19 protein-coding genes are annotated in these 22551 nt (G+C 62.7%); 1 reads left to right on the top strand and 18 read right to left on the bottom strand.

Annotation, left to right across the window (positions count from 1 at the left end; genetic code table 11):
* Window positions 1–56: 56 nt before the first annotated feature.
* Complete coding sequence (locus A3AC_RS0128790; RefSeq protein WP_025603072.1) at window positions 57–980, bottom strand: histone deacetylase family protein; 924 nt, start codon at window positions 978–980, stop codon at window positions 57–59.
* A 343-nt stretch (window positions 981–1323) separates the two neighbouring features.
* Between A3AC_RS0128790 and mltB the strand changes: the two genes are divergently transcribed.
* Window positions 1324–2472 carry a lytic murein transglycosylase B gene (gene mltB / locus A3AC_RS0128785; protein ID WP_025603071.1) on the top strand — a complete coding sequence of 383 codons (1149 nt, stop codon included), beginning with the start codon at window positions 1324–1326 and terminating at the stop codon, window positions 2470–2472.
* Window positions 2473–2593: 121 nt separating this feature from the next.
* Here the strand turns inward: mltB and cysM are convergent, their stop codons facing one another.
* The 17 genes from cysM to gyrA all read right to left on the bottom strand — a co-directional run bounded on the left by cysM (window position 2594) and on the right by gyrA (window position 22297).
* Entirely contained in the window at window positions 2594–3496 is a 903-nt protein-coding gene (gene cysM / locus A3AC_RS0128780; protein ID WP_025603069.1) for a cysteine synthase CysM, read from the bottom strand.
* A 253-nt stretch (window positions 3497–3749) separates the two neighbouring features.
* Window positions 3750–4115, bottom strand: a complete 366-nt coding sequence (locus tag A3AC_RS0128775; RefSeq protein ID WP_025603067.1) for a ComEA family DNA-binding protein — start codon at window positions 4113–4115, stop codon at window positions 3750–3752.
* 76 nt (window positions 4116–4191) lie between these two features.
* The gene (gene rfaD, locus A3AC_RS0128770) at window positions 4192–5184 is read right to left on the bottom strand and encodes an ADP-glyceromanno-heptose 6-epimerase (RefSeq protein WP_025603089.1); all 993 of its coding nucleotides are present in this window, start codon (window positions 5182–5184) and stop codon (window positions 4192–4194) included.
* 138 nt (window positions 5185–5322) lie between these two features.
* Window positions 5323–6330, bottom strand: coding sequence for a D-glycero-beta-D-manno-heptose-7-phosphate kinase (rfaE1, locus tag A3AC_RS29610; RefSeq protein ID WP_084515604.1), 1008 nt, complete (start codon window positions 6328–6330; stop codon window positions 5323–5325).
* The gene (locus A3AC_RS0128760) at window positions 6296–7699 is read right to left on the bottom strand and encodes a UDP-glucose dehydrogenase family protein (RefSeq protein ID WP_025603065.1); all 1404 of its coding nucleotides are present in this window, start codon (window positions 7697–7699) and stop codon (window positions 6296–6298) included. The genes rfaE1 and A3AC_RS0128760 overlap by 35 nt, the downstream gene beginning before the upstream one ends.
* Window positions 7700–7780: 81 nt before the next feature.
* A complete protein-coding gene (gene lapB, locus A3AC_RS0128755; RefSeq protein ID WP_025603063.1) occupies window positions 7781–8956 on the bottom strand; it encodes a lipopolysaccharide assembly protein LapB in 1176 nt (391 codons plus the stop codon).
* Window positions 8957–9026: 70 nt separating this feature from the next.
* Window positions 9027–9320: a LapA family protein gene (locus A3AC_RS0128750; RefSeq protein ID WP_013589238.1), complete on the bottom strand. Its 294-nt coding sequence runs from the start codon at window positions 9318–9320 to the stop codon at window positions 9027–9029.
* Between the two features lie 423 nt (window positions 9321–9743).
* A complete protein-coding gene (locus A3AC_RS0128745; RefSeq protein WP_006050255.1) occupies window positions 9744–10067 on the bottom strand; it encodes an integration host factor subunit beta in 324 nt (107 codons plus the stop codon).
* Between the two features lie 106 nt (window positions 10068–10173).
* Window positions 10174–11907, bottom strand: coding sequence for a 30S ribosomal protein S1 (rpsA, locus tag A3AC_RS0128740; RefSeq protein ID WP_025603060.1), 1734 nt, complete (start codon window positions 11905–11907; stop codon window positions 10174–10176).
* Window positions 11908–12070: 163 nt separating this feature from the next.
* Window positions 12071–12757: a (d)CMP kinase gene (gene cmk, locus A3AC_RS0128735; RefSeq protein ID WP_025603059.1), complete on the bottom strand. Its 687-nt coding sequence runs from the start codon at window positions 12755–12757 to the stop codon at window positions 12071–12073.
* A 35-nt stretch (window positions 12758–12792) separates the two neighbouring features.
* A complete protein-coding gene (aroA, locus tag A3AC_RS0128730; RefSeq protein WP_025603057.1) occupies window positions 12793–14097 on the bottom strand; it encodes a 3-phosphoshikimate 1-carboxyvinyltransferase in 1305 nt (434 codons plus the stop codon).
* A gap of 47 nt (window positions 14098–14144) precedes the next feature.
* Entirely contained in the window at window positions 14145–15086 is a 942-nt protein-coding gene (locus A3AC_RS0128725; RefSeq protein WP_025603055.1) for a prephenate dehydrogenase, read from the bottom strand.
* Window positions 15087–15138: 52 nt separating this feature from the next.
* Window positions 15139–16251: a histidinol-phosphate transaminase gene (hisC, locus tag A3AC_RS0128720; protein WP_025603052.1), complete on the bottom strand. Its 1113-nt coding sequence runs from the start codon at window positions 16249–16251 to the stop codon at window positions 15139–15141.
* 88 nt (window positions 16252–16339) lie between these two features.
* Window positions 16340–17422, bottom strand: coding sequence for a prephenate dehydratase (gene pheA, locus A3AC_RS0128715; protein ID WP_025603050.1), 1083 nt, complete (start codon window positions 17420–17422; stop codon window positions 16340–16342).
* A gap of 75 nt (window positions 17423–17497) precedes the next feature.
* Entirely contained in the window at window positions 17498–18580 is a 1083-nt protein-coding gene (gene serC, locus A3AC_RS0128710) for a 3-phosphoserine/phosphohydroxythreonine transaminase (RefSeq protein WP_025603048.1), read from the bottom strand.
* A 356-nt stretch (window positions 18581–18936) separates the two neighbouring features.
* Window positions 18937–19539, bottom strand: coding sequence for a DUF2059 domain-containing protein (locus A3AC_RS0128705; RefSeq protein ID WP_025603046.1), 603 nt, complete (start codon window positions 19537–19539; stop codon window positions 18937–18939).
* Window positions 19540–19660: 121 nt separating this feature from the next.
* Window positions 19661–22297 (bottom strand): DNA gyrase subunit A, encoded by a 2637-nt coding sequence (gene gyrA / locus A3AC_RS0128700; RefSeq protein ID WP_084515602.1) that lies wholly within the window; start codon window positions 22295–22297, stop codon window positions 19661–19663.
* Between the last annotated feature and the right edge of the window lie 254 nt (window positions 22298–22551).

Genomic DNA, 22551 nt, shown 5'->3' with positions numbered 1-22551 from the left:
CGCTCCGTTGACGTGATCGGTTGGCGCGGAGTGCGGGGCGCGGTTGCGGTTGCTGGTCAGATGCCGGCCAGCGCGCGCACGTGCGCGACCACGCTGCGTCCGAGCGCAGAGAGGTTGTAGCCGCCTTCGAGACAGCTCACGATCCGCCCGCCCGCATAGCGTTTTGCGATGTCGCGGATCTGCTCGGTGATCCACACGTAGTCGTCCTCGACGAGGCCCATGTTGCCGAGATCGTCTTCGCGATGCGCGTCGAAGCCTGCGGAAATGAACAGCATCTCCGGCTTGAAATCGTTCAGGCGCGGCAGCCAGAGCATGTCCACCGCCTCGCGCACGGCCATGCCTTTCGAGCGCGCGGGCATGGGCACGTTGCACATGTTGGGCGCCTGATTGTCGGCGCCCGTGAACGGATAGAACGGATGCTGGAAGAAACTGCACATCAGCACGCGCGGGTCGCCGGAGAAGGCCGCCTCCGTGCCGTTGCCGTGATGCACGTCGAAGTCGATGACGGCCACCCGCTGCAGGCCGTGCACCTCGAGCGCATGGCGCGCGGCGATCGCCACGTTGTTGAAGAAGCAGAAGCCCATCGCGCGGGCCGGTTCGGCGTGATGGCCGGGCGGACGCACGCTGCAGAACGCGTTGTCGAAGCGGCCTTCGATCACCGCGTCGGTAGCGGCCACGGCCGCACCCGCCGCTCGCAAGGCGGCCTGCAACGTATGCGGGTTCATCGACGTGTCGGGGTCGATTTCCGCGAGGCCTTCGGCGGGCGAACGGCCGCGGATGTAGTCGACGTGCGCCTGCGTGTGCACGCGCAGCAGCGCCGCTTCGTCAGCGAGCGGCGGCGACTCGCGCTCGATCAGCGCGTCGATGCGGCTCGCGATCAATTGATCTTCGATGGCCTGCAGCCGCGCGGGGCATTCTGGATGCCATTGCCCCATGTCGTGCAGCAGACAGTCGGCGTGGGAATAGAAGCCTGTTGCCATGATTCTGTTCTGCGGCGCAGCGCCTTGACGGCGTGCGCGGCTTGTCTCCTTCCAGGGGCGCGCGCCCACGGCGCGCCAACATTTATCAAGTTACCACACGACGCGGCGTGGCCGCGTGCCATGATGCCCAGCTTCGCTGCCGCGTCCCACGACACGTGGCCGCTGTGACGCGTCCGGCACAGTTTCGCAGGATGCCTCGGGTATACTGCCCATTCCGTTTTCCTCCCACTTTTGTCCTCTCGCACTGCGCCCCCAGCTCACTATGACCGTCAAGCTTGCTCTGTCTGCACGAAACCGGCTCAGCACCCGAACCATCGCCGCCACACTCTCCGTCGCATCGTGCATGTTCATGGCAAACACTCCGGCTCTCGCGCAGAGCGTCGGCAAAAAACCGCCGGCGCTCGTGGCTCAGGCCCAGCCGCAAACCGGTGTTCCTCAGGGGCAAACGTTTGAGGAAGAAATCATTCCGCAGCGCTATGCGAACAACGCGAATGTGGATGCGTTCATCAACGACATGGTGGCGCGCTACGACTTCGACGAGTCCGCGCTGCATTCGCTCTTTTCCGGCGTCAGTTATTCGGCGACCGCGGTGAAACTGGTCACGCCGTCGCCCTCGCCCACGGTCAAGAACTGGCGCGCGTATCAGTCGCGCTTTCTCGATCAGGTTCGCATCAATGCGGGCATCCGCTTCTGGCGCGCGAACCAGGCCACGTTGCAGCGCGCGTACGAAGAGTTCGGCGTGCCACCGGAGGTGATCGTCGGCATTCTCGGTGTCGAGACGATTTACGGGCGTTTCATGGGCAACTTCCGCGTGCTGGATGCGCTCACCACGCTCAGTTTCGACTACCCGAACACGCCTAATCGCGCGGACCGGCAGGCGACCTTCCGCAAGAATCTCGAAGACTACCTGGTGTGGACGCGCGATTCGCAAATCGATCCGACCACGGTGCTCGGCTCGTACACCGGCGCGATCGGCATTCCGCAGTTCCTGCCGAGCAGCATCGTGCAGTATGCGGTGAGCTACGACGGCAAGAAGGACATCGACCTGCGCTCGAGCCAGGCCGATGCAATCGGCAGCGTTGCAAATTATCTGCGTCAGAACGGCTGGGAAAACGGCCGGCCGGTCGTGTGGAAAATCGGCTCGGACGCGGGCAGCCTGGGCGTCGCGCAAGCCGCCGCGGACGGCGCGCCGGAACCGCATTGGCCGCTCGACCAGTTGCTGCGCGCGGGACTGGTGCTCAACGAGCCGAACGTGAACATTGCGTCCGAAGCAGGGACGCCCGTCACGGTGGTCGATTTGCCGTCGCCGGGACGCGGCACCGAATACATGCTCGGCTTGAAGAATTTCTACGTGCTGACACGCTACAACCGCAGCTTCTTTTACGCGCTCGCGGTTTATCAGTTGGGGCAGCGGATCAAATCGCAGATGGAAGCGAGCGACTCCGCCAATGCCGTGGACAACGCGGCGCCGCCGGGCGCGGCATCGCAATAATGCGCGTAGCGGGCCGTCGGCTCGCTTCAGGTTTGATCGACTCAAAAAAAGCGCCGGCAGGCGCTTTTTTATTGCCGATGGCTTTGTGGCTTTCGGGCGCCAACCGCGCCCGAAAGCCCGCTCAGGCTGGAAACACGCCCGTCGACAAATAGCGGTCGCCGCGATCGCAGACGACAAACACAATGGTCGCGTTCTCGACCTGACGCGCGACCCGCAACGCCACCTCGCACGCGCCGCCCGACGAGATGCCCGCGAAAATGCCTTCGACCGACGCGAGGCGCCGCGCCATTGCTTCCGCCGCGGCCTGGCTCACGTTCTCGACACGGTCCACGCGGCTGCGGTCGAAAATTTTCGGCATGTACGCCTCGGGCCATTTGCGGATGCCCGGAATGCGCGAGCCTTCCTCCGGCTGCGCGCCGATGATCTCGATTGCCTCGTTCTGCTGCTTCAGATACGTGGACACGCCCATGATCGTGCCCGTCGTGCCCATGGACGACACGAAGTGCGTAATGCGCCCTTCCGTATCGCGCCAGATTTCGGGGCCCGTGCCCTCGACATGCGCGGCCGGATTGTCCGGGTTCGCGAACTGATCGAGGATGATGCCCTTTCCGTCGCGCTGCATCTGATCGGCCAGATCGCGCGCGTACTCCATGCCGCCCGTAACCGGCGTGAGAATGATCTGCGCGCCGTATGCAGCCATGCTCTGGCGGCGCTCCACCGAGAGGTCTTCCGGCATGATCAGCACCATCTTGTAGCCGCGGATCGCGGCCGCCATGGCAAGAGCAATGCCGGTGTTGCCGCTCGTGGATTCGATCAGCGTGTCGCCCGGTTTGATACGGCCGCGCGCTTCCGCTTTTTTTATCATCGACAACGCAGGGCGATCCTTCACCGAGCCGGCGGGATTGTTGCCCTCGAGCTTGGCGAGAACCACGTTGTTGCGGTTGCGGATCTCGTCGTCGGTAAGACGCACGAGTTGCACGAGCGGCGTATTGCCGATCGTGTCTTCAATCGTTTTGTAAGCCATATCGGTTCAGGTGCTGTCGATGCGCGGAGTGTTCAATCTACCGATTCTAAACTACCGTGCCCCCGGCTGCCGCGCGGCCCTTCCGCCCGCATGGATGCATGCCGCGCCAACGCAAAAAGCCCGCGGCCGGGTACCGCGGGGAGCCAGTCATACGAATGACAGCTTAAGGAGCGTTGTTGCCGACTCCGACCATGAAGGACAACGATGGCGAACCACGCACGGCGCAACACGCGCCGCGCCGGCCCGCGTCAGACTATTTCTTCACCGCCACTGCGGTGCCGCCTTTTGGCGTATTGGCCGCAGCGGCCGCGCCTTTGGTCTGTGAAGACGCCGCAACCTGCGGGCCAGCAGCCGCGCCAGCCGGACCGACAGCGAGACCCTCCGCCTGCAGGCGCTCGACGGTATGCCCGCCCATGCCTTTGACGCGCTTGCTGAGATCGGCCGGGTCCTTGAACGGACCATGCGCTGCACGCTCTTCGAGAATGGCTTTCGCTTTGGCAGGACCGATGCCTTTGATGCCGCGCAGCGCGTCCTCGTTAGCCGTGTTGACGTCAACCGACGCATACGCGTGGCCGAAAGCGGCGAGCATGGCCGCAGTAACCAGAATTTTTCGAAACATATGGAATCTCCCTCATACAACCGGTTGGCGTCATGACCAACCGGGAGATTCCAGTTTAAACAGGTATCCGAACTATTTACACCTGGCCGAATAGCCAACGCACGTAGCGATCGACACCTTCCTGCACGCTCAGAAACGGCGCGTCGTAGCCAGCCGCGCGCAGCTTCGTGAGGTCCGCTTGCGTGAAGCACTGATACTTGCCGCGCAACGCGTCGGGGAACGGAATGTATTCGATCAGCCCGCGCTGCACCTGGTCGGCGAGCGACAGCGGCGGCTCATTGTCGAGCGCGCGCAGCGTGTTGACGACCGTGCTCGCAATGTCGTTGAACGGCTGCGCGCGGCCGCTGCCCAGATTGAAGATGCCCGACTTGTCCGGATTGTCGAAGAAGAACAGGTTGACCTTCACCACATCTTCGACGGAAACGAAATCGCGCGTCTGCTCGCCCGCGGCATAGCCGTTGTATTCGCCAAACAGCTTGACCTTGCCCTCGGCGCGGAACTGGTTGAAATTGTGAAACGCGACGGACGCCATGCGCGCCTTGTGCGTTTCGCGCGGACCGTACACGTTGAAATAGCGGAAGCCTGCGATCTGGCTTTTCGCGTTCGGCAGCACGCGGCGAATCACCTGGTCGAACAGGAACTTCGAATAGCCGTACACGTTCAGTGGCTGCTCGACTTCGCGCTCTTCGACGAAACGGCTCGAGCCGCCGTACGTGGCCGCCGAGGACGCGTACAGAAACTGGATGTTCTGCGCGAGGCAGATATCCAGCACGTCGCGGCTATAGCGGAAATTGTTGTCCATCATGTAGCGGCCGTCGGTTTCCATCGTGTCCGAACAGGCGCCTTCGTGGAAAATCGCGCGCACGCGGCCGAAGTCGCCGCGCGCGAATCGCTCGAGGAATTCGGTCTTGTCCAGATAGTCGTCGATTTCGCAGTCGACGAGATTCCTGAACTTGTCCGCGCGCGTCAGATTGTCGACCGCGATGATTCGTTGTTCGCCGCGCTCGTTGAGCGCCTTCACGAGGTTGCTGCCAATAAAGCCGGCCGCGCCGGTGACGATGAGAGTCATGATGGTCCCGCGGTAATGAGCCTTGCATGGAGCGAAGCGGGCGACGAGGCGCCGGCTTCGAACGGCAGGTTGGCTGGCGCGCCGCCGGTCCTTTTGCGCGCTGCCCGTCGGCTCGCGGCCAAGGACCGGTTGGGCGCTTCAATGAAAGAGTTCGTCGTAGTCGACGGTGGCCGTGCCCAGTTTGCCGACCACGATGCCGGCCGCGCGATTGGCGAGACCGACCGCTTCGACGAGCGGCAGACCCGCGCCCAGCATGGTGGCGAGCGTGGCAATCACGGTGTCGCCCGCGCCCGAAACATCATACACTTCGCGCGCGACCGCCGATGTGTGCAGGATGCCGTCGTCGGAGAAGAGCGTCATGCCCTCTTCCGAACGCGTGAGCAGCAAGGCCTTGAACTGGAGATCCGCACGCAGTCTGCTCACGCGCCCGGTCAGGTCTTCTTCCGATTTCCACTGGCCGATCACCTCGCGCAGCTCCGCGCGGTTCGGCGTAATCAACGTGGCGCCGCGATAACGCTCCCAGTCATCGCCCTTCGGGTCCACCAGCACCGGCTTGCCGGCCGCATGCGCTCTCGCGATCATCTGCGTCACGTGGGTCAGGCCGCCCTTCGCGTAATCGGACATCAGGATCACGTCGTGCGACGGCAACAATTCGTCGAAGCGCGCGAGGCCGGCGAGCAACACCTCGTGCGCGGGTGAATTCTCGAAATCGACGCGCAGCAACTGTTGCTGACGCGACAGCACGCGCAGCTTGATGGTCGTGAGCAGCGCGGGATCGCGTTCAAGATGCGGGTTCACGCCGCTCTCGCCGAGCAACTGCACGATGCGCTCGCCCGGTTCGTCATGGCCGACGACGCACAGCAGGCCCGCCTGCGCGCCGAGCGCCGCCGCATTGCGCGCGACGTTCGCCGCGCCGCCCAGACGGTCTTCCTGGCGCTGCACATGCACGACCGGCACGGGTGCTTCCGGCGAGATGCGATTGACGTCGCCGAACCAGTAACGGTCGAGCATCACGTCACCGACGACGAGCACGCGCGCGGCCGCGATCTGCGCGCGCGGCACGACGGTCAAAGCCGGTGACGGCGACGGTGCAATAGAGCCGGGCCTGGTTTCAGGCATCGGCTGCAAGTTCAGAGGGTTGTGCATAAGGGCGTCCAATCGAGTGATAGTCGATGCCAAGCTCGGTCATCGCTTCGGGCTCGTACAGATTGCGGCCGTCGAAAATGACCGGCGACTTCAGCACGGATTTCAGATGCGCGAAGTCCGGGCTCTTGAACTCCTTCCACTCCGTGACGATGACGAGCGCGTCCGCGCCCGTGAGCGTTTCGTCCTGCGTGCTCGCGAAGCTCAGACGCGCGAGCTGGTCCGGCGAGTCGTGCAGGTCCATCGCGAAGACGCGGCGCGCCTCGGTCACGGCGACCGGATCGTACGCGCGCACCTGCGCGCCGCGCGCGAGCAGTTCCGCGATCACGCGGCGGCTCGGCGCTTCGCGCATGTCGTCGGTATTCGGCTTGAACGCCAGGCCCCACACAGCGAACGTTCGGCCCGCCAGATCATTGCCCCATTTGTGCGTGATCTTCTGCACGAGCACGTCTTTCTGTTTGTAGTTCACTTCCTCGACGGCTTCGAGAATGCGCAGATTGTGGCCTTCTTCGCTAGCCGTACGGATCAGCGCCTGAACGTCCTTCGGGAAACAGGAGCCGCCATAGCCGCAGCCGGCATACAGGAAGTGATAGCCGATACGCGGGTCAGAGCCGATGCCGCGGCGCACCGCCTCAATGTCGGCACCCACCCGGTCCGCGAGATTCGACATCTCGTTCATGAACGAGATGCGCGTGGCCAGCATCGCATTGGCCGCGTACTTGGTGAATTCAGCCGAGCGCACATCCATATACAACGTGCGTTCGTGATTGCGGTTGAACGGCGCGTACAGGCGCTTCATCAGTTCGCGCGCGCGCAGGCCGGCTTCGTCTTCGTCGCTGCCGAGCACGATGCGGTCGGGCCGCATGAAGTCGTCCACCGCCGCGCCTTCCTTCAGAAACTCGGGATTCGACACGACCGAGAAGCGGTGTTTTTCGCTACCCGCGAGCCCGCGTTTCGCGAGTTCTTCTTCGACGACCGCGCGCACGCGCTGCGCGGTGCCGACGGGCACCGTCGACTTGTCGACGATCACCTTGAAGCCGTTCATCGTACGGCCGATGTTGCGCGCCGCTTCCAGCACGTACTGCAGGTCTGCGGAGCCGTCTTCGTCGGGCGGCGTGCCGACGGCGATGAACTGCACGTCGCCGTGAGCGACGCTCGCCTCGATGTCCGTCGAAAAGGTAATGCGCCCGGCTGCACGCGTGCGCGCGATGATTTCCTGCAATCCCGGCTCGTGAATGGGCACGCCGCCGTTGTTTAGAATTTCGATCTTGCGCGGGTCGACGTCGAGACAGAATACGTCGTTGCCGATTTCAGCGAGACACGCGCCTGTGACGAGGCCCACATAGCCAGTGCCGATAATGGTGATTTTCATACGCTTTCCGGTTGAAGGTTCCGGTAATGAGTTCCGGCAATGAAGCCGGTCATGAACACGCTGCCCAAGCCCTACGCAACATCAGTTCGACGCGGCGATCGGCTCGACCCGCCGCGGCGCATAGGTTTCCCAACCGCTGCAGCCTGGGCACTGCCAGTAGAAAAGCCGCGCCCTGAAACCGCAATTCTGGCACGTGTAGCGCGGCAGATTTTTGGTGCGCTGACGGATCAGCGTGCGCATCAGTTCGAGCTCGCTGCGCCGCGGCTCTTCCGCCACGGCCTGTTGCGCCTCGAGCAGACGCGTCATGCCTGCGAGGTTGGGCGACTTCTGCATCTGCGAACGCGCGAGCGCATGCGCGGCATCTGCCCCGCGCAGCGACGCGACATGCTGATAGGCGACGTCGAGCAGATCGTTGCTCGGATAACGGTCGACCCAACTCGTGAGCAGATCGGCGCCTTCCTGCGCGCGGCCGAGCGCTTCATACGCCTTCATCAGCTTTTCGGCGACGAGCGGCAAATAAGCCGGGTTCTGTTCCTCGACGCGACGCCACTGCGCGATCGCCGCCTCCTGCGCACCTGCGGCGGCGTCGACGTCGCCGAACAGAATCGTGGCGCGCACGTTGGTTGGGTTCGCCTTCAGCGCAAAGCCGAGCTGGCGGCGTGCTTCGTCGGGCTTTTTCTGCTGCAGCGCTTCCTGTGCGAGTTCGCAATGGAATTGCGCGATCTCCTTGTCGAGCGACTCGGCGCCCATTGTTTCCAGATGGCGAGCTGTGTCGATCGACTTGAGCCAGTCTTTCTCGATTTCGTAAATGGTGAGAAGCGCGCGCTGCGCGCCCAACGCGTAGTCGCCGGTTTCGAGCGAGCGGAAGGTTTCTTCGGCACGATCCAGAAGGCCGGCCTTCAGGAAGTCCTGGCCGAGTTCGAACAGTGCGTGATCGCGCTCACTAACCGGCAGGTCCGCGCGGCTGAGAAGATTCTGATGCACGCGTATCGCGCGATCCGTCTCGCCGCGGCGCCGGAACAGATTGCCGAGCGCGAAATGCAGTTCGACCGTTTCGGGATCGAGTTTGACGACTTCGATAAACGCGTCGATCGCCTGGTCCGGCTGCTCGTTGAGCAGGAAGTTCAGGCCGCGGAAATATGAGCGCGGCAAATTGGCGCTTTCTGACAGCAGCGTCTTGAGGTCGTAGCGCGCAGCCATCCAGCCGAACGCGAACGCGACGGGAATGACGAGCAGCCACCAGAAGTCTAGATCCATGCGATGAATGCAAATGAGCCGGAAGGCGGGAACGGGATGCCGCGCGAAAGGCGCACGGCGAGCGACACAATCAGATCAGCGGCGGCATGGGCGGCTGTTCGACAGCCACCGGCGCCTCGCGAGCCACCCTCAACTCACGCTTCAGTCGGCCATTTTCCATGCGCAGGCGGACCACGGCGGGCATCGACGACACAAGGCCCGCGAGCAATCCGACCACGAAGAACGCGAGGCCGATCAGGATAAGCGGCGCCGACCAGGCGTAGCCAGCGAGGAAATTCAGCGTAGCGGGTTGTGTATTGGAGAGTGCCAGCACGAGCAGCAGCACGAACACCAGTACACGGATCAGCCAGACGATAAATTTCATGAATAGATCTCTTGACGGCAGTTGCGGGGTGACGCCGGCCTGATGACGCGTCGCGCCACGGTGTTTGCCCGCGCCGAAGTGACCCGTATTGTAATTGAAGCCCTCGCGGCTGGGCAGGAACTGGCGGATAGCAGGCTTACAGAAAAGTGTGGGGTGCGGATGCGGTCGGGAAATGAGGCAGTGAACAGGGTGAAAGCCGGGACTGGAAAATCCGATTGAAGACGCGACCGAAGATGCAAACCGTGGCATGAACCGAACGGCACATAAGGATGCAGAGCGCAAGGCAACGACCAATATCGCCAAAACGCGCGGGCGAAAAAAAAGCGCCGAAAGGCGCTTTTTCTGGTCTTTTGCCGACTGGCATTGGCCGCTGACACCGCCAACGCCACGCTGCAAAACTGCACAGCGCGCACAGCGGAGCATTTACAGATCGTCGTCCGGCTCTTCGGCTTTCAACGGCTCGCCCGCGCGACGATCAACCCGCTCACGCAATTCCTTGCCCGGCTTGAAGTGCGGCACGTACTTCTCGGGCACCAGCACTTTTTCGCCCGACTTGGGATTGCGCCCGACGCGGGAAGGACGGCGGTTCAGGCCGAAGCTGCCAAAACCTCGAATTTCGATGCGATGACCTTTGGCAAGCGCCTCCGACATCGCATCAAGCATCGTCTTGACCGCGAAATCCGCATCTTTCAGTACAAGTTGCGGGAAACGCGTAGCCAGTTGGGCGACCAATTCCGATTTGGTCATACTGCAGCAGACCTCTCAAGAAAACGCCGAGCCGCCCCTGTTAATCCCCGCGAGGGGTACCTGCCGCGAGCGCTTAGTCTGCGCGGCAGGCTGGGGCGTTCCTCAATTACTGGTTCTGGCCGTCGAGCTTGGCCTTCAGCAGCGCGCCGAGGTTCGTCGTGCCGGTGGCGGCTGCGCTGGAATCCGACGAAGCCAGGCCGCGAATCGCTTCCTGTTGCTCAGCCGAGTCCTTCGCCTTGATCGACAGGTTGATGCCACGCGACTTGCGATCGATGTTGATGATCATCGCGTTGACCTTGTCGCCTTCCTTCAGCACGTTGCGAGCGTCTTCCACGCGGTCTTGTGCGATTTCCGAAGCACGCAGGTAGCCTTCGACTTCACCCGACAGCTGAACCACTGCACCCTTCGCGTCCACCGACTTGACCACGCCGTCGACGATCGAACCCTTGTCGTTCATTGCAACGTAGTTGCTGAACGGGTCGCCTTCGAGCTGCTTGATACCCAGCGAAATGCGCTCCTTCTCGACGTCGATGCCGAGAACGATCGCTTCCACTTCGTCGCCCTTCTTGTACTTGCGAACGGCTTCTTCGCCCGTTTCCGACCACGACAGGTCCGACAGGTGAACCAGACCGTCGATGCCGCCCGGCAGACCGATGAAGACGCCGAAGTCGGTGATCGACTTGATTGCGCCTTGCAGCTTGTCGCCCTTCTTGAAGTTGCGGCTGAAGTCGTCCCACGGGTTCGGCTTGCACTGCTTCATGCCGAGGCTGATACGGCGGCGGTCTTCGTCGATTTCGAGAACCATGACTTCGACTTCGTCGCCCAGTTGCACAACCTTCGACGGTGCAACGTTCTTGTTCGTCCAGTCCATTTCCGACACGTGGACGAGGCCTTCGATGCCCGATTCCACTTCGACGAATGCGCCGTAGTCGGTGATGTTGGTGACCTTACCGAACAGGCGCGTGCCCGACGGGTAACGGCGCGAGATGCCTTCCCACGGATCGTCGCCCAACTGCTTGATGCCCAGCGAAACGCGGTTCTTTTCCTGGTCGAACTTGAGGATCTTCGCGGTGACTTCCTGGCCAACCGACAGCACTTCGCTCGGGTGACGCACGCGACGCCATGCGATGTCGGTGATGTGCAGCAGGCCGTCGATACCGCCCAGGTCCACGAACGCGCCGTAGTCGGTGATGTTCTTGACCACGCCTTCCACGATCGCGCCTTCCTTCAGCGTTTCGAGCAGCTTTGCGCGCTCTTCGCCCTGGGTTGCTTCGATCACGGCACGGCGCGACAGCACGACGTTGTTACGCTTGCGGTCGAGCTTGATGACGCGGAATTCCAGCGTCTTGCCTTCGTACGGGGTCGTGTCCTTGACCGGACGCGTGTCAACCAGCGAACCCGGCAGGAACGCGCGGATGCCGTTGACCATGACGGTCATGCCGCCCTTGACCTTGCCCGTGATCGTGCCGGTCACGAGTTCGTTGTTGTCGAGAGCCTTTTCCAGCGACAGCCACGAAGCCAGGCGCTTCGCCTTGTCGCGCGACAGGATCGTGTCGCCATAGCCGTTTTCCAGCGCGTCGATCGCGACGGAAACGAAGTCGCCCGCCTGCACTTCTACCTCGCCCGCGTCATTCAGGAACTCTTCGAGCGGGATGTAGGCTTCGGACTTGAGACCAGCGTTGACGACCACGAAGTTGTGGTCGACACGCACGACTTCGGCGGAGATCACTTCGCCGGCGCGCATGTCCTGCTTGGTCAGCGACTCTTCGAACAGAGCCGCGAAAGATTCGGTATTCGGGGTAGAGGTTTGCAGGTCGGACATAAAAATCAAAATTTGCATGGTTCTCGCGCTGCCCGGCTGGCCGGACGGTCAGCTACTTCGGCAAGAATGCGAATGCCATGCGGGGTTAAGGGGTTAATACAACGCTTCGCGATCATCGCGAAGCACCTACCAGCAACGTACTGATGCCGCGGCCGCCGCCGATTCCAAACCACTACTTCGATCAGCTTTGGGCAACGAGCGCTTCGTACCATTGCACTACCTGCTCGACCGCCTGATCGACCGACAAGGCGGACGTATCGAGCAGCTTTGCATCCGCTGCGGGCTTAAGCGGCGCGGCTGCGCGCAGACTGTCACGCTCGTCGCGCTCGCGCAAATCCCGGAGCAAGTCATCAATATTAGCAGAAAAGCCTTTTTGTATCAATTGCTTATGCCGCCGGGCCGCGCGGGCCTCCACGCTGGCGGTCATGAACACCTTCAGAATGGCGTCCTGGAAGATCACAGTGCCCATGTCGCGACCGTCCGCGACGAGCCCCGGTTCCTTGCGGAAAGCCCGCTGACGCGCCACCAGCGCGGCGCGCACCGGCGCGTGCACGGCAATCGCCGAAGCCCGGCTGCCAACCTCTTCGGCGCGAATTTCCGCCGATACGTCGACGCCGTCCAGCTGGGCAAGGCCCTCCCGGAACGTGATGTGCAGGTCGTCGATCAGTTTTACAAGAGCGTCGACGTCCTCAGCAGCCAGCCCGTAGCGCATGCTGGCGAGCGCCGCGAGCCGGTACAGCGCGCCGCTGTCGAGCAGGTGAAAGCCGAGGCTCGCGGCGACCAGCGCGGCCACCGTGCCTTTGCCGGAGGCACTGGGGCCGTCAATCGTAATGACGGGCGTCTGGTGAAAGGGACGGATCGGTTTCATCGAAAAAGTCGCACGTCGGGCGATTCCTACGCGAATCAGGGGTGAGCGAGCGCCGCGAAGCGCTCGAAATAATCGGGAAACGTCTTGCCGACGCACTTCGGGTCGTTGATCCGCACCGGCACGCCGCCCAGACTGACGAGCGAAAAACACATTGCCATGCGATGGTCGTCGTAGGTGTCGATGGAGGCGTTCGGGATCAGCTTCTCGGGCGGCGTGACCATGAGGAAGTCGTCACCTTCCTGCACCTTCGCGCCGACCTTGCGAAGCTCGGTCGCCATTGCCGCGATCCGGTCGGTCTCTTTCACACGCCAGCTCGCGATGTTGCGCAGCGTGGTCGTGCCGTCGGCAAACAGCGCGGCGACCGCAATGGTCATCGCAGCGTCGGGAATCAGGTTGAAGTCCATGTCAATCGGATCGAGCTTGCCGTGGTCGTTGCCGACGCCGCGCACTTCGATCCAGTCGTCGCCCATTTGCAGGTTCGCGCCCATTTTGATGAGCGCATCCGCGAAGCCGACATCGCCCTGAATGCTCGAACGCCCGACGCCCTCCACTTTCACCGGCCCGCCGCCGAGCACGCCCGCCGCGAGGAAATAGGACGCCGACGAGGCATCGCCTTCCACCATGATCGTGCCCGGCGACTGATAGCGCTGCCCAGCCGGCACAATGAACTGATGCCAGCCATTGCGTTCGACGTTGATGCCGAAGCGCGCCATCAGCTTGATCGTGATGTCGATATAGGGCTTCGAGATGAGTTCGCCGTCCACCTGAACGGTGCTCACGCCGCTTGCGGTGCGCACGAGCGGCAGCGTCATCAGGAGCGAAGTGAGGAACTGGCTCGACACGTCGCCACGCACGCGGATCGGCGCCTCGGCGGAAATCTGCGCCGGGCGAATTCGCAGCGGCGGATAGCCCTCGTTTTCCTCGTAGTCGATTCGCGCGCCGATCTGCCGCAGGCCGTCGACCAGATCGCCGATCGGCCGCTCGTGCATGCGCGGCACGCCGTGGATGCGGTAATCGCCGCCATTCACCGAAAGCGCCGCCGTCAACGGACGAACCGCCGTGCCCGCATTGCCCAGAAAGAGGTCGGCCGTGCGCGCCGTAAATGCACCGCGGGTGCCGGTCACGACACAGGTATCGCCCTCGCGCTTGAGCCGTACGCCGAGCTTTTCGAGCGCGTCGAGCATGACGCGCGTGTCGTCGGAGTCGAGCAGGTTCGTGATCGTCGTTTCGCCTTCGGCGAGTGCGGCAAGCAACAGCACGCGGTTCGAAATGCTTTTCGAGCCAGGCAGACGAACCGTGCCGGACGCACGAGAAAATGGTCCGAGATCGAGGAATTCCATGATTGAGTCCAGTTTCCGATTATGGCGACGCGCTCATTGCGACGCCCTCATTTTGACCCGTCGGCCGGCGCGACGCCGCCCGCGCGCTGTTCCTGCCACTCCGTGCGCGCCACGCGCGAGCGGGCGAATACCGCTTCGAGCGCCGTGCCGTCGGCAGCCTCGATGGCCGAGCGCAGCCGTGCGAGCACCGCCGTGTAGGCGTCGAGTTCGTCGAGCAGCGCGGCGCGATTGGCGACACACACGTCACGCCACATTTCCGGGCTCGACGCGGCAATGCGCGTGAAATCGCGAAAGCCGCCCGCGGCAAAAGAAAACTTCAGCGCGGCGTCGGGCGAATTCAGAATCTGCTCGACAAGCGCGAACGACAACACGTGCGGCAAATGGCTCACCGACGCAAACACGCGGTCGTGCTGCGCCGGCGTCATATCGCGCACCAGCGCGCCCGTCGCGCGCCACATTGCCGCGACGCGCTCGACGGTGTGCGGCGCATTTTCCGGCAACGGACACAGCACGACATTGCGACCGACGTACAAATCGGGCAACGCGGCTTCGACGCCGCTCGCCTCGCGGCCGGCAATCGGATGCCCCGGCACGAACTGCCCGATGCGCGCGCCGAGCGCGGCCTGGGCCGCCGCCACGACGTCGGACTTTGTGCTGCCGGCATCGGTGACGATGGTGTTCGCGTCGAGAAACGGCACGATGCGCTCGAGGAGCGGCTGGGTCTGGGCGACCGGCGCCGCGAGCAGTACGAGGTCGGCGCCGGCAAGCGCTTCGCGCAACGCGGCGTCGTCATCCAATGCCGCTGCGCTGTCGATCACGCCAAGTTCCAGCGCGCGAGCGCTCGACGCCGCCGAACGGCCCACGCCGACCACCGTGCGGGCCCCACCTGCTTCGCCGCGCTCGCGCAGCGCGCGCGCGAGCGATCCGCCAATCAGGCCGACACCAAATATCACCAGCTTGTTAAAAGAGAACGCGGCCACGTCGGTCACAGGAAAAGCGCGCCGTTCGTTCAGACGAGGCGCGCGGGTCAAGATCAGCCGCTCAGGCGGTGGCGAGGGTTTTTTCGAGCGCGGCGATGAACGCCTCGTTTTCTTCTGGCAGCCCGATCGTCACGCGCAACCACTGCGGCAAACCATAGTTGCCGACCGGACGCACAATTACGCCCTGCTTCAGCAATGCCAGATTCACGCGATTGCCCGCCGCATCGTCGTCGCCGACACGCACCAGCACGAAGTTGCCGTCAGACGGCACATATTCGAGGCCGAGCTTGTCGAACGCTTCTGTCAGACGGCGATAGCCCTGGGCGTTCAGCGCCGCGCTCTTCTCCAGGAACGCCTTATCGTTCAGCGCGGCAATGGCCGCGGCTTGCGCGAGCGTGTTCACATTGAACGGCTGGCGCAGGCGGTTCAGCAGATCGGTCAACTCGGGCTGCGCAATTGCAAAGCCGACGCGCAAGCCCGCCAGGCCGAACGCCTTCGAGAACGTGCGCGACACGAGCAGGTTCGGGTAACGGCGCACCCACTCGATCGAGTCGTAGCGCTTTTCCGCCGGCAGATATTCGGTGTATGCCTCGTCCAGCACGACCGCCACGTGGCGCGGCACTTGGGCGAGAAACGCTTCGAGCTTCGCGCCTTCGATAAAGGTGCCGGTCGGGTTGTTCGGATTAGCGACGAAGATAAGCCGCGTGTCCTCCGTGATTGCGGCCAGCATGGCATCGAGATCGTGGCCGAACTTCACCGCCGGCACAACGATCGCGCGTGCGCCGAGGCCCTGCGTGGCAAGTGCGTAGACCGCGAACGAATATTGCGCGTAAATGATCGACTGACCTTTCTCCACGAACGCGTGCGCGGCGATTTCGAGAATGTCGTTGCTGCCGTTGCCGAGCGTGATCCAGTCGGACGGCACGCCGTAGCGTTCGCTCAACGCGGTCTTCAGTTCGAACGCATTCGCATCCGGGTAGCGGCCCAGCTCGCTCGCGGCCTGCGCCATTGCGCGTTGCGCCGACTCGGGCATGCCGAGCGGATTCTCGTTAGACGCCAGTTTCACGATCTTCGCTTCGTCCAGCCCGAACTCGCGCGCGACCTCCGAAATCGGCTTGCCGGCGATGTAAGGCGCAATGGCGCGCACGTAAGAAGGACCGAAGGACGTTGTCATGAAATCTCCGAACGATTATTAGAAAAGTCAGCGGCGGGCACGCCGGCGGACTGCCCGCGCCCTGCGCTTGCCCGCCGCGGGTCAGTCATCAGCGCGCGCGCGGATACGAGCCCAGAATCTTCAGGAATGCTGCCTTCTCACCGAGTTCGGTGAGTGCGGCGGCCACGGCGGGATCGTCGCGATGGCCTTCTACGTCGATGTAGAAGTAGTACTCCCACGTGCCCACGCGCGCGGGACGCGATTCGAAGCGCGTCATGGAAACGCTGTGTCGCGCAAGCGGCTCCAGCAGCTTGAACACCGCGCCCGGCTGGTTCGGCACCGACACGATCAGCGACGTCTGATCATGGCCGCTGGGGCCTGTTCGCTCCTTGCCGATCATGACAAAGCGCGTGCGGTTGTGCGGGTCGTCCTGGATCAACGCGTAGGCGACCTGCAAACCGTAGTGGGTCGCCGCACGATCGCCGGCGATGGCCGCGACCGTCGGATCTTCCGCCGCCATGCGGGCCGCTTCCGCATTGCTCGACACGGCCTGGCGCTCCAGATGCGGCGCGTTCGTCGCGAGCCAGCGCTGACATTGCGCGAGCGCCTGCGCGTGCGCGCACACGCGTGTCACGCCTGTAAGGCCGCCATTCAGCGTCAACAGATTGTGATGAATCGGCAACGCGAGTTCGCCGCCGATTGTCAGTTGCGTTTGGAGCAGCAAGTCGAGCGTGCGCGACACCGCGCCTTCAGTCGAATTCTCGACCGGCACGACGCCGAATTCCGCGGCGCCCGCCTCGACCGAGCGGAACACTTCGTCGATTGACGGACACGGCAGACCTTCGATCGACTGACCGAAGTACTCGTGCATGGCCTGTTCGCTATACGTGCCGACCGGCCCGAGATACGCCGCCTTGATGGTCTTTTCGAGCGCGCGGCTCGCGGCCATGATCTCGCGCCAGATTGCGCTGATGTGCTCGCTCGCAAGCGGACCTTCGCTCATGTCCTGCAGACGTGCGATCACCTGCTGCTCGCGCTCCGGGCGGAACACCGGCGCGTTGAAATGCTTCTTGACCTCGCCCACTTCGAGCGCCACCGCGGCTCGCTGGTTGAGCAGCGCGATCAGTTGCGCGTCGAGCGCGTCGATGCGTTCGCGAAGGGGTTTGAGCCGATTGTTGAGTTCGTCGTCCATGCGTGAAAACGGTCCTGCCGGTAGCTACTGCAAAAATGCTTGCTGGAAAGGATGCGCGCGCCGAATGCTGGGCACTCAGGCGCTGTGCCGTTCGAATTCCTTCATGTATTCGACAAGCGCTTTGACGCCTTCGAGCGGGACGGCGTTGTAGATCGACGCCCGCATGCCGCCGACGGACTTGTGGCCCTTGAGCTGCACCATTCCCCGCGCTTTCGCGCCGGCGAGGAACTCTTCGTTGCGCGACTCGTCGGCGAGGAAAAACGGTACGTTCATCCGCGAGCGCGAGCCACGCTCGACCTTGTTCAGATAGAAGCTGCTCGAGTCGATTGCGTCATACAGCAGCTTCGACTTTTCGAGATTGCGCGCTTCGATCGCGGCAAGGCCGCCCTGCTTTTTCAACCACTTGAACACGAGCCCGGCAATGTAGATTGCATACGTGGGCGGCGTGTTGTACATGGAATTGTTTTCGGCGACGGTCTTCCATTCGAACGCCGACGGGCAAATGGCCAGCGCCCGGTCCAGCATGTCCTCGCGCACGATCACCACGGTCACGCCCGCCATGCCGATATTCTTCTGCGCGCCGCCGAACAGCACACCGTATTTCGCAATGTCCATGGGACGCGACAGGATGTGCGACGACGCGTCCGCCACGAGCGGGATATTACCGAGGTCGGGAATCTCGAACGTCTCGACGCCGTGGATCGTCTCGTTCGTGCATAAGTGTACGTAAGCCGGATCGTCGGACAATTGCCATTCGGAAAATGCCGGCGCGCGCGTGAAGCCCTCGGCCGTCTGGCCGCTCGCGGCTAGATGCACGGTGCCGTACTTTTGCGCTTCCTTGAACGACTTTTGCGACCACGAACCGGTGATCACAAAGTCGGCGCGCGGCTTCGAGCCGAGCAGGTTCATCGGCACGATTGCGTTTTCGCCGAGACCGCCGCCTTGCAGAAACAGAATCCGATGGCTCGCCGGCACGCGCAGCAATTCCCGCAGATCGACGAGCGCCTCCTCGTGAATGGACATGAATTCTTTTCCGCGATGGCTCATTTCCATCACGCTCATGCCGCTGCCTTGCCAGTCGAGCATCTCGGCGGCTGCCTGACGCAGCACTTCTTCGGGCATGGCCGCCGGGCCGGCGGAGAAATTAAAGACGCGCATCGTGAGATCCTGAAAACGGCGCGAACACGAAAGGTCGCGCACGAGTCGGCGAATAGGTGAACCGGTGAATCGGTGAATCGGGGCCGCCGTAAAAACAGACTACCGGAAAGTGGCTGCATCTGAGCGGATACGAACAATCGCCTCGGCCTGCTGGCTGACGAAGCCACAGCGGCATTGAGCTCATCGCCCCCATTGACCCATCAGCCATTTGGCGCCGAAAAAACAATGGCCGTTCGCGCATCTGCGCAAACGGCCATTATCGCATTGTCCCCGCTAACCCGCCAAACGCGGCGGCCCTTGAATTGGACCGCCGGGCGGCGCGCTAACGCAGTTTCTGCGCAGCTTTCGCCTAAGGCTTACTTAGCCGGCTTGACCGAAGCGACTTCCTTGTCGGCCTGGGCACGCGTTGCCTTGATCGATTGCGGCATGTACTTCTGCATCAAGCCGTTGACGACGTCGCGGCCCACCTGGTCCTGAACCTGGATGAACTTGCGGCCGGTCGGGCTCTTGTAGAAAGCGGTCAAATCCTTGATTTCCGACGTGCTGTAGTACTTCGCGTACGCGTCGTACTGAGCCTGCATTGCGTCCTGGCGGAAGCCGTCCGTCGCGAAGACCTGGCCCGCGCCGTCAACCAGCTTCGGCACTGCGTTCTTTTGCAGCGTCGGGACGGAAGCCTGCTTCTGCTTTTCCGTCATCGTCGTGTTTTCGCTCAGCGCGTCCGACAGGATGGCCGGGACCAACTGCTTTGCCTGCATTTGTGCGCTATTGCCGATTGCGCCGACGAGCTTCTGTGCGTCGATTGCGTCCAGCAGGTCCTTGATTGCAGCCTGCTTGGCCGGATCAACCGGTGCCGCTGCAGCCGCCGGAGCGGACGAAGCCTGGCTCTGAAGCGCTTGAGCCATGGCAAACGTCGGCACGAGGGCAGCCAGCAACGCCAGTTGTTTGAATCGTTTCTGCATCATTACTCCCTAATAGAAATTAACTTGACCTGCGAGCCGCGCGGGAAGCGTGTCGGCCGGACACGCCATTATTTCCCACGGAGCTTTCAATCAGTCACCGGACGTGAAGCAAGAATGCCTGTCACGCCGCGCCACCGTCTTCGCCGCCGCTACCGCTTTCAGCGGGACCTTCGGCGTCGCCTTCGACATCGCCTTCCGCTTCCGCCTCGGCAACCTGTTGCAGACCTGAAAGCTTGGTCCCTTCGTCAAGGCTGATGAGTGTAACACCTTGAGTTGCACGGCCCATTTCTCGAATTTCCGACACGCGCGTACGAATCAGAACGCCCGTGGTCGTGATCAGCATGATCTGCGCTTCCTGGTCGACCAGCGTCGCCGCGACGACCCTGCCGTTACGCTCGGACGTCTGGATTGCGATCATGCCCTTCGTGCCGCGGCCGTGACGCGTGTACTCGGTGATCGGCGTGCGCTTGCCGAAGCCGTTTTCCGTGGCGGTGAGCACCGACTGCTGCTCGTCGCCCGCCACCAGCAGCGCGATCACGTTCTGGCCGTCTTCGAGCTGCATGCCGCGCACGCCGCGCGCCTCGCGGCCCATCGGACGCACGTCGTTTTCGTCGAAGCGGACCGCTTTGCCCGAGTCGGAGAACAGCATCACGTCGTGCTGACCGTCTGTGATGGCGGCACCGATCAGGTAGTCGCCGTCATCCAGACCGACCGCAATAATACCCTTGCGCAACGGCCGGCTGAAGGCTTCCAGCGGCGTCTTCTTTACCGTTCCTAACGCGGTGGCCATGAACACGAACTTGTCTGCGGAAAATTCCTTGACCGGCAGCACGACCGTGATCTTTTCGCCTTCCTGAAGCGGGAACATGTTGACGATTGGACGGCCGCGCGAGTTGCGCGAGCCCTGGGGGACCTCGTAGACCTTGACCCAATACACGCGGCCCCGGTTGGAGAAGCACAGAATGTGGTCGTGCGTATTGGCGATGAAGAGCGTGTCGATCCAGTCGTCTTCCTTCATGGAAGTCGCCTGTTTGCCGCGACCGCCGCGCTTTTGCGCGCGATATTCCGACAACGGCTGCGATTTCACGTAACCCGCGTGCGACATGGTCACGACCATCTCTTGCGGCGTGATCAGGTCTTCAGTATTCAGCTCGGTGGCGTTGAGCTCGATCTTCGAGCGGCGCGCGTCGCCGAATTCGGCCTTGATCGACGTGAGTTCGTCGACGATGATCGCCGTAATGCGCTCCGGGCGAGCCAGGATGTCCAGCAGGTCGGCGATCTGCGCCATCACGTCGCGGTACTCGCCAATGATTTTGTCCTGCTCGAGGCCGGTCAGGCGTTGCAGACGCATCTGCAGAATTTCCTGAGCCTGAGTGTCGGACAAGCGGTAGAGGCCGTCGGCCTGCATACCGAAGGACGGATTCAGTCCGTCAGGACGGTAAGCCTCGCGACCACCCGCCGACGCGTTTTCCGTCTCGGCGCGCGACAACATTTCGCGCACCAGCGACGAATCCCACGGACGCGCCATCAATTCCTGTTTGGCGATGGGCGGAGTCGGCGCAGCCTTGATGATGGCGATGAACTCGTCGATGTTGGCGAGCGCAACTGCCAGACCTTCGAGCACGTGCCCGCGTTCGCGAGCCTTGCGCAGTTCGTATACAGTGCGCCGCGTCAGCACTTCCCGCCGATGAGACAGGAAGCACGACAACATCTCCTTCAGGTTCAGGAGCTTCGGCTGGCCGTCGACGAGCGCGACCATGTTCATGCCGAAAGTGTCCTGGAGCTGGGTCGCCTTATACAGATTGTTGAGAACCACTTCCGGCACTTCGCCGCGCTTCAGCTCGATCACGACGCGCATGCCGCTCTTGTCGGACTCGTCGCGAATATCGGAAATGCCTTCGAGCTTCTTCTCGTTGACCAGTTCGGCGATACGCTCGAGCAGCGAGCGCTTGTTCACCTGATACGGCAATTCGTCGACGATGATCGCCATGCGCTGGCCGCGGTCGATCTCCTCGAAGTGCGTGAGCGCGCGCATCACCACGCGGCCGCGGCCGGTGCGATAACCGTCGCGCACGCCGGCCACGCCGTAGATGATGCCGGCGGTCGGGAAATCGGGCGCCGGGATGATCTCGATCAGCTCGTCGATTGAGGCTTCCGGGTTCTTGAGCAGGTGCTGGCAGGCGTCGACAACCTCGTTGAGGTTGTGCGGCGGGATATTCGTCGCCATGCCGACCGCGATGCCGGACGAGCCGTTGATCAGCAGATTCGGGATGCGCGCGGGCAGGATGGCCGGCTCGTTTTCGCTGCCGTCGTAGTTCGGCGTGAAGTCGACCGTTTCCTTGTCGATGTCGGCGAGCAGTTCGTGGCCGATCTTCGCCATGCGGATTTCGGTGTAACGCATGGCCGCGGCATTGTCGCCGTCGACCGAACCGAAGTTGCCCTGACCGTCCACGAGCATGTAGCGCAACGAAAAGTCCTGCGCCATCCGGACGATGGTGTCGTATACAGCTGTGTCGCCGTGCGGATGGTACTTACCGATGACGTCGCCGACGATACGCGCCGACTTCTTGTACGCGCGGTTCCAGTCGTTGTTCAGCTCGTGCATCGCGTATAGCACGCGCCGGTGCACCGGCTTCAGGCCATCGCGGACATCGGGAAGCGCACGCCCTACGATCACGCTCATCGCGTAATCGAGATACGAACGGCGCATTTCCTCCTCTAGGGAGATTGGCAGAGTCTCTTTGGCGAATTGATCCATTATCCGTATCTTTTACGTGCGAAGGCGGCGAGAAGCCGGCGCCTTCGCGTAAGCATTGCAGGCGCAACGCATCACGCGATTCTAACATGCCGCCAATCCCCGCCCGGCGACGGGACGTATACCTATTAGCAGCGCGTCACGAAAAAGTTCCGCACGGCATGCTTTTGGGGCGGATCAGGCTCGATTCGTGCGTAGGGCAATTCGCCGCTCAGCCATGACTGGCGGGACACTCCGGGCGATTGTTCTGTTGCGCA

It is taken from the genome of Burkholderia sp. WSM2230, from assembly GCF_000472445.1.
Classification (GTDB): domain Bacteria; phylum Pseudomonadota; class Gammaproteobacteria; order Burkholderiales; family Burkholderiaceae; genus Paraburkholderia.
This window is presented reverse-complemented; position numbering and strand designations above follow the sequence as displayed.

Bases quoted from the DNA above. Each gene is read 5' to 3' on its own strand.
- A3AC_RS0128790 (WP_025603072.1), bottom strand. From the start codon at position 980: ATGGCAACAGGCTTCTATTCCCACGCCGACTGTCTGCTGCACGACATG.
- mltB (WP_025603071.1), top strand. From the start codon at position 1,324: ATGTTCATGGCAAACACTCCGGCTCTCGCGCAGAGCGTCGGCAAAAAA.
- cysM (WP_025603069.1), bottom strand. From the start codon at position 3,496: ATGGCTTACAAAACGATTGAAGACACGATCGGCAATACGCCGCTCGTG.
- A3AC_RS0128775 (WP_025603067.1), bottom strand. From the start codon at position 4,115: ATGTTTCGAAAAATTCTGGTTACTGCGGCCATGCTCGCCGCTTTCGGC.
- rfaD (WP_025603089.1), bottom strand. From the start codon at position 5,184: ATGACTCTCATCGTCACCGGCGCGGCCGGCTTTATTGGCAGCAACCTC.
- rfaE1 (WP_084515604.1), bottom strand. From the start codon at position 6,330: ATGCACAACCCTCTGAACTTGCAGCCGATGCCTGAAACCAGGCCCGGC.
- A3AC_RS0128760 (WP_025603065.1), bottom strand. From the start codon at position 7,699: ATGAAAATCACCATTATCGGCACTGGCTATGTGGGCCTCGTCACAGGC.
- lapB (WP_025603063.1), bottom strand. From the start codon at position 8,956: ATGGATCTAGACTTCTGGTGGCTGCTCGTCATTCCCGTCGCGTTCGCG.
- A3AC_RS0128750 (WP_013589238.1), bottom strand. From the start codon at position 9,320: ATGAAATTTATCGTCTGGCTGATCCGTGTACTGGTGTTCGTGCTGCTG.
- A3AC_RS0128745 (WP_006050255.1), bottom strand. From the start codon at position 10,067: ATGACCAAATCGGAATTGGTCGCCCAACTGGCTACGCGTTTCCCGCAA.
- rpsA (WP_025603060.1), bottom strand. From the start codon at position 11,907: ATGCAAATTTTGATTTTTATGTCCGACCTGCAAACCTCTACCCCGAAT.
- cmk (WP_025603059.1), bottom strand. From the start codon at position 12,757: ATGAAACCGATCCGTCCCTTTCACCAGACGCCCGTCATTACGATTGAC.
- aroA (WP_025603057.1), bottom strand. From the start codon at position 14,097: ATGGAATTCCTCGATCTCGGACCATTTTCTCGTGCGTCCGGCACGGTT.
- hisC (WP_025603052.1), bottom strand. From the start codon at position 16,251: ATGACAACGTCCTTCGGTCCTTCTTACGTGCGCGCCATTGCGCCTTAC.
- pheA (WP_025603050.1), bottom strand. From the start codon at position 17,422: ATGGACGACGAACTCAACAATCGGCTCAAACCCCTTCGCGAACGCATC.
- serC (WP_025603048.1), bottom strand. From the start codon at position 18,580: ATGCGCGTCTTTAATTTCTCCGCCGGCCCGGCGGCCATGCCCGAAGAA.
- A3AC_RS0128705 (WP_025603046.1), bottom strand. From the start codon at position 19,539: ATGCAGAAACGATTCAAACAACTGGCGTTGCTGGCTGCCCTCGTGCCG.
- gyrA (WP_084515602.1), bottom strand. From the start codon at position 22,297: ATGGATCAATTCGCCAAAGAGACTCTGCCAATCTCCCTAGAGGAGGAA.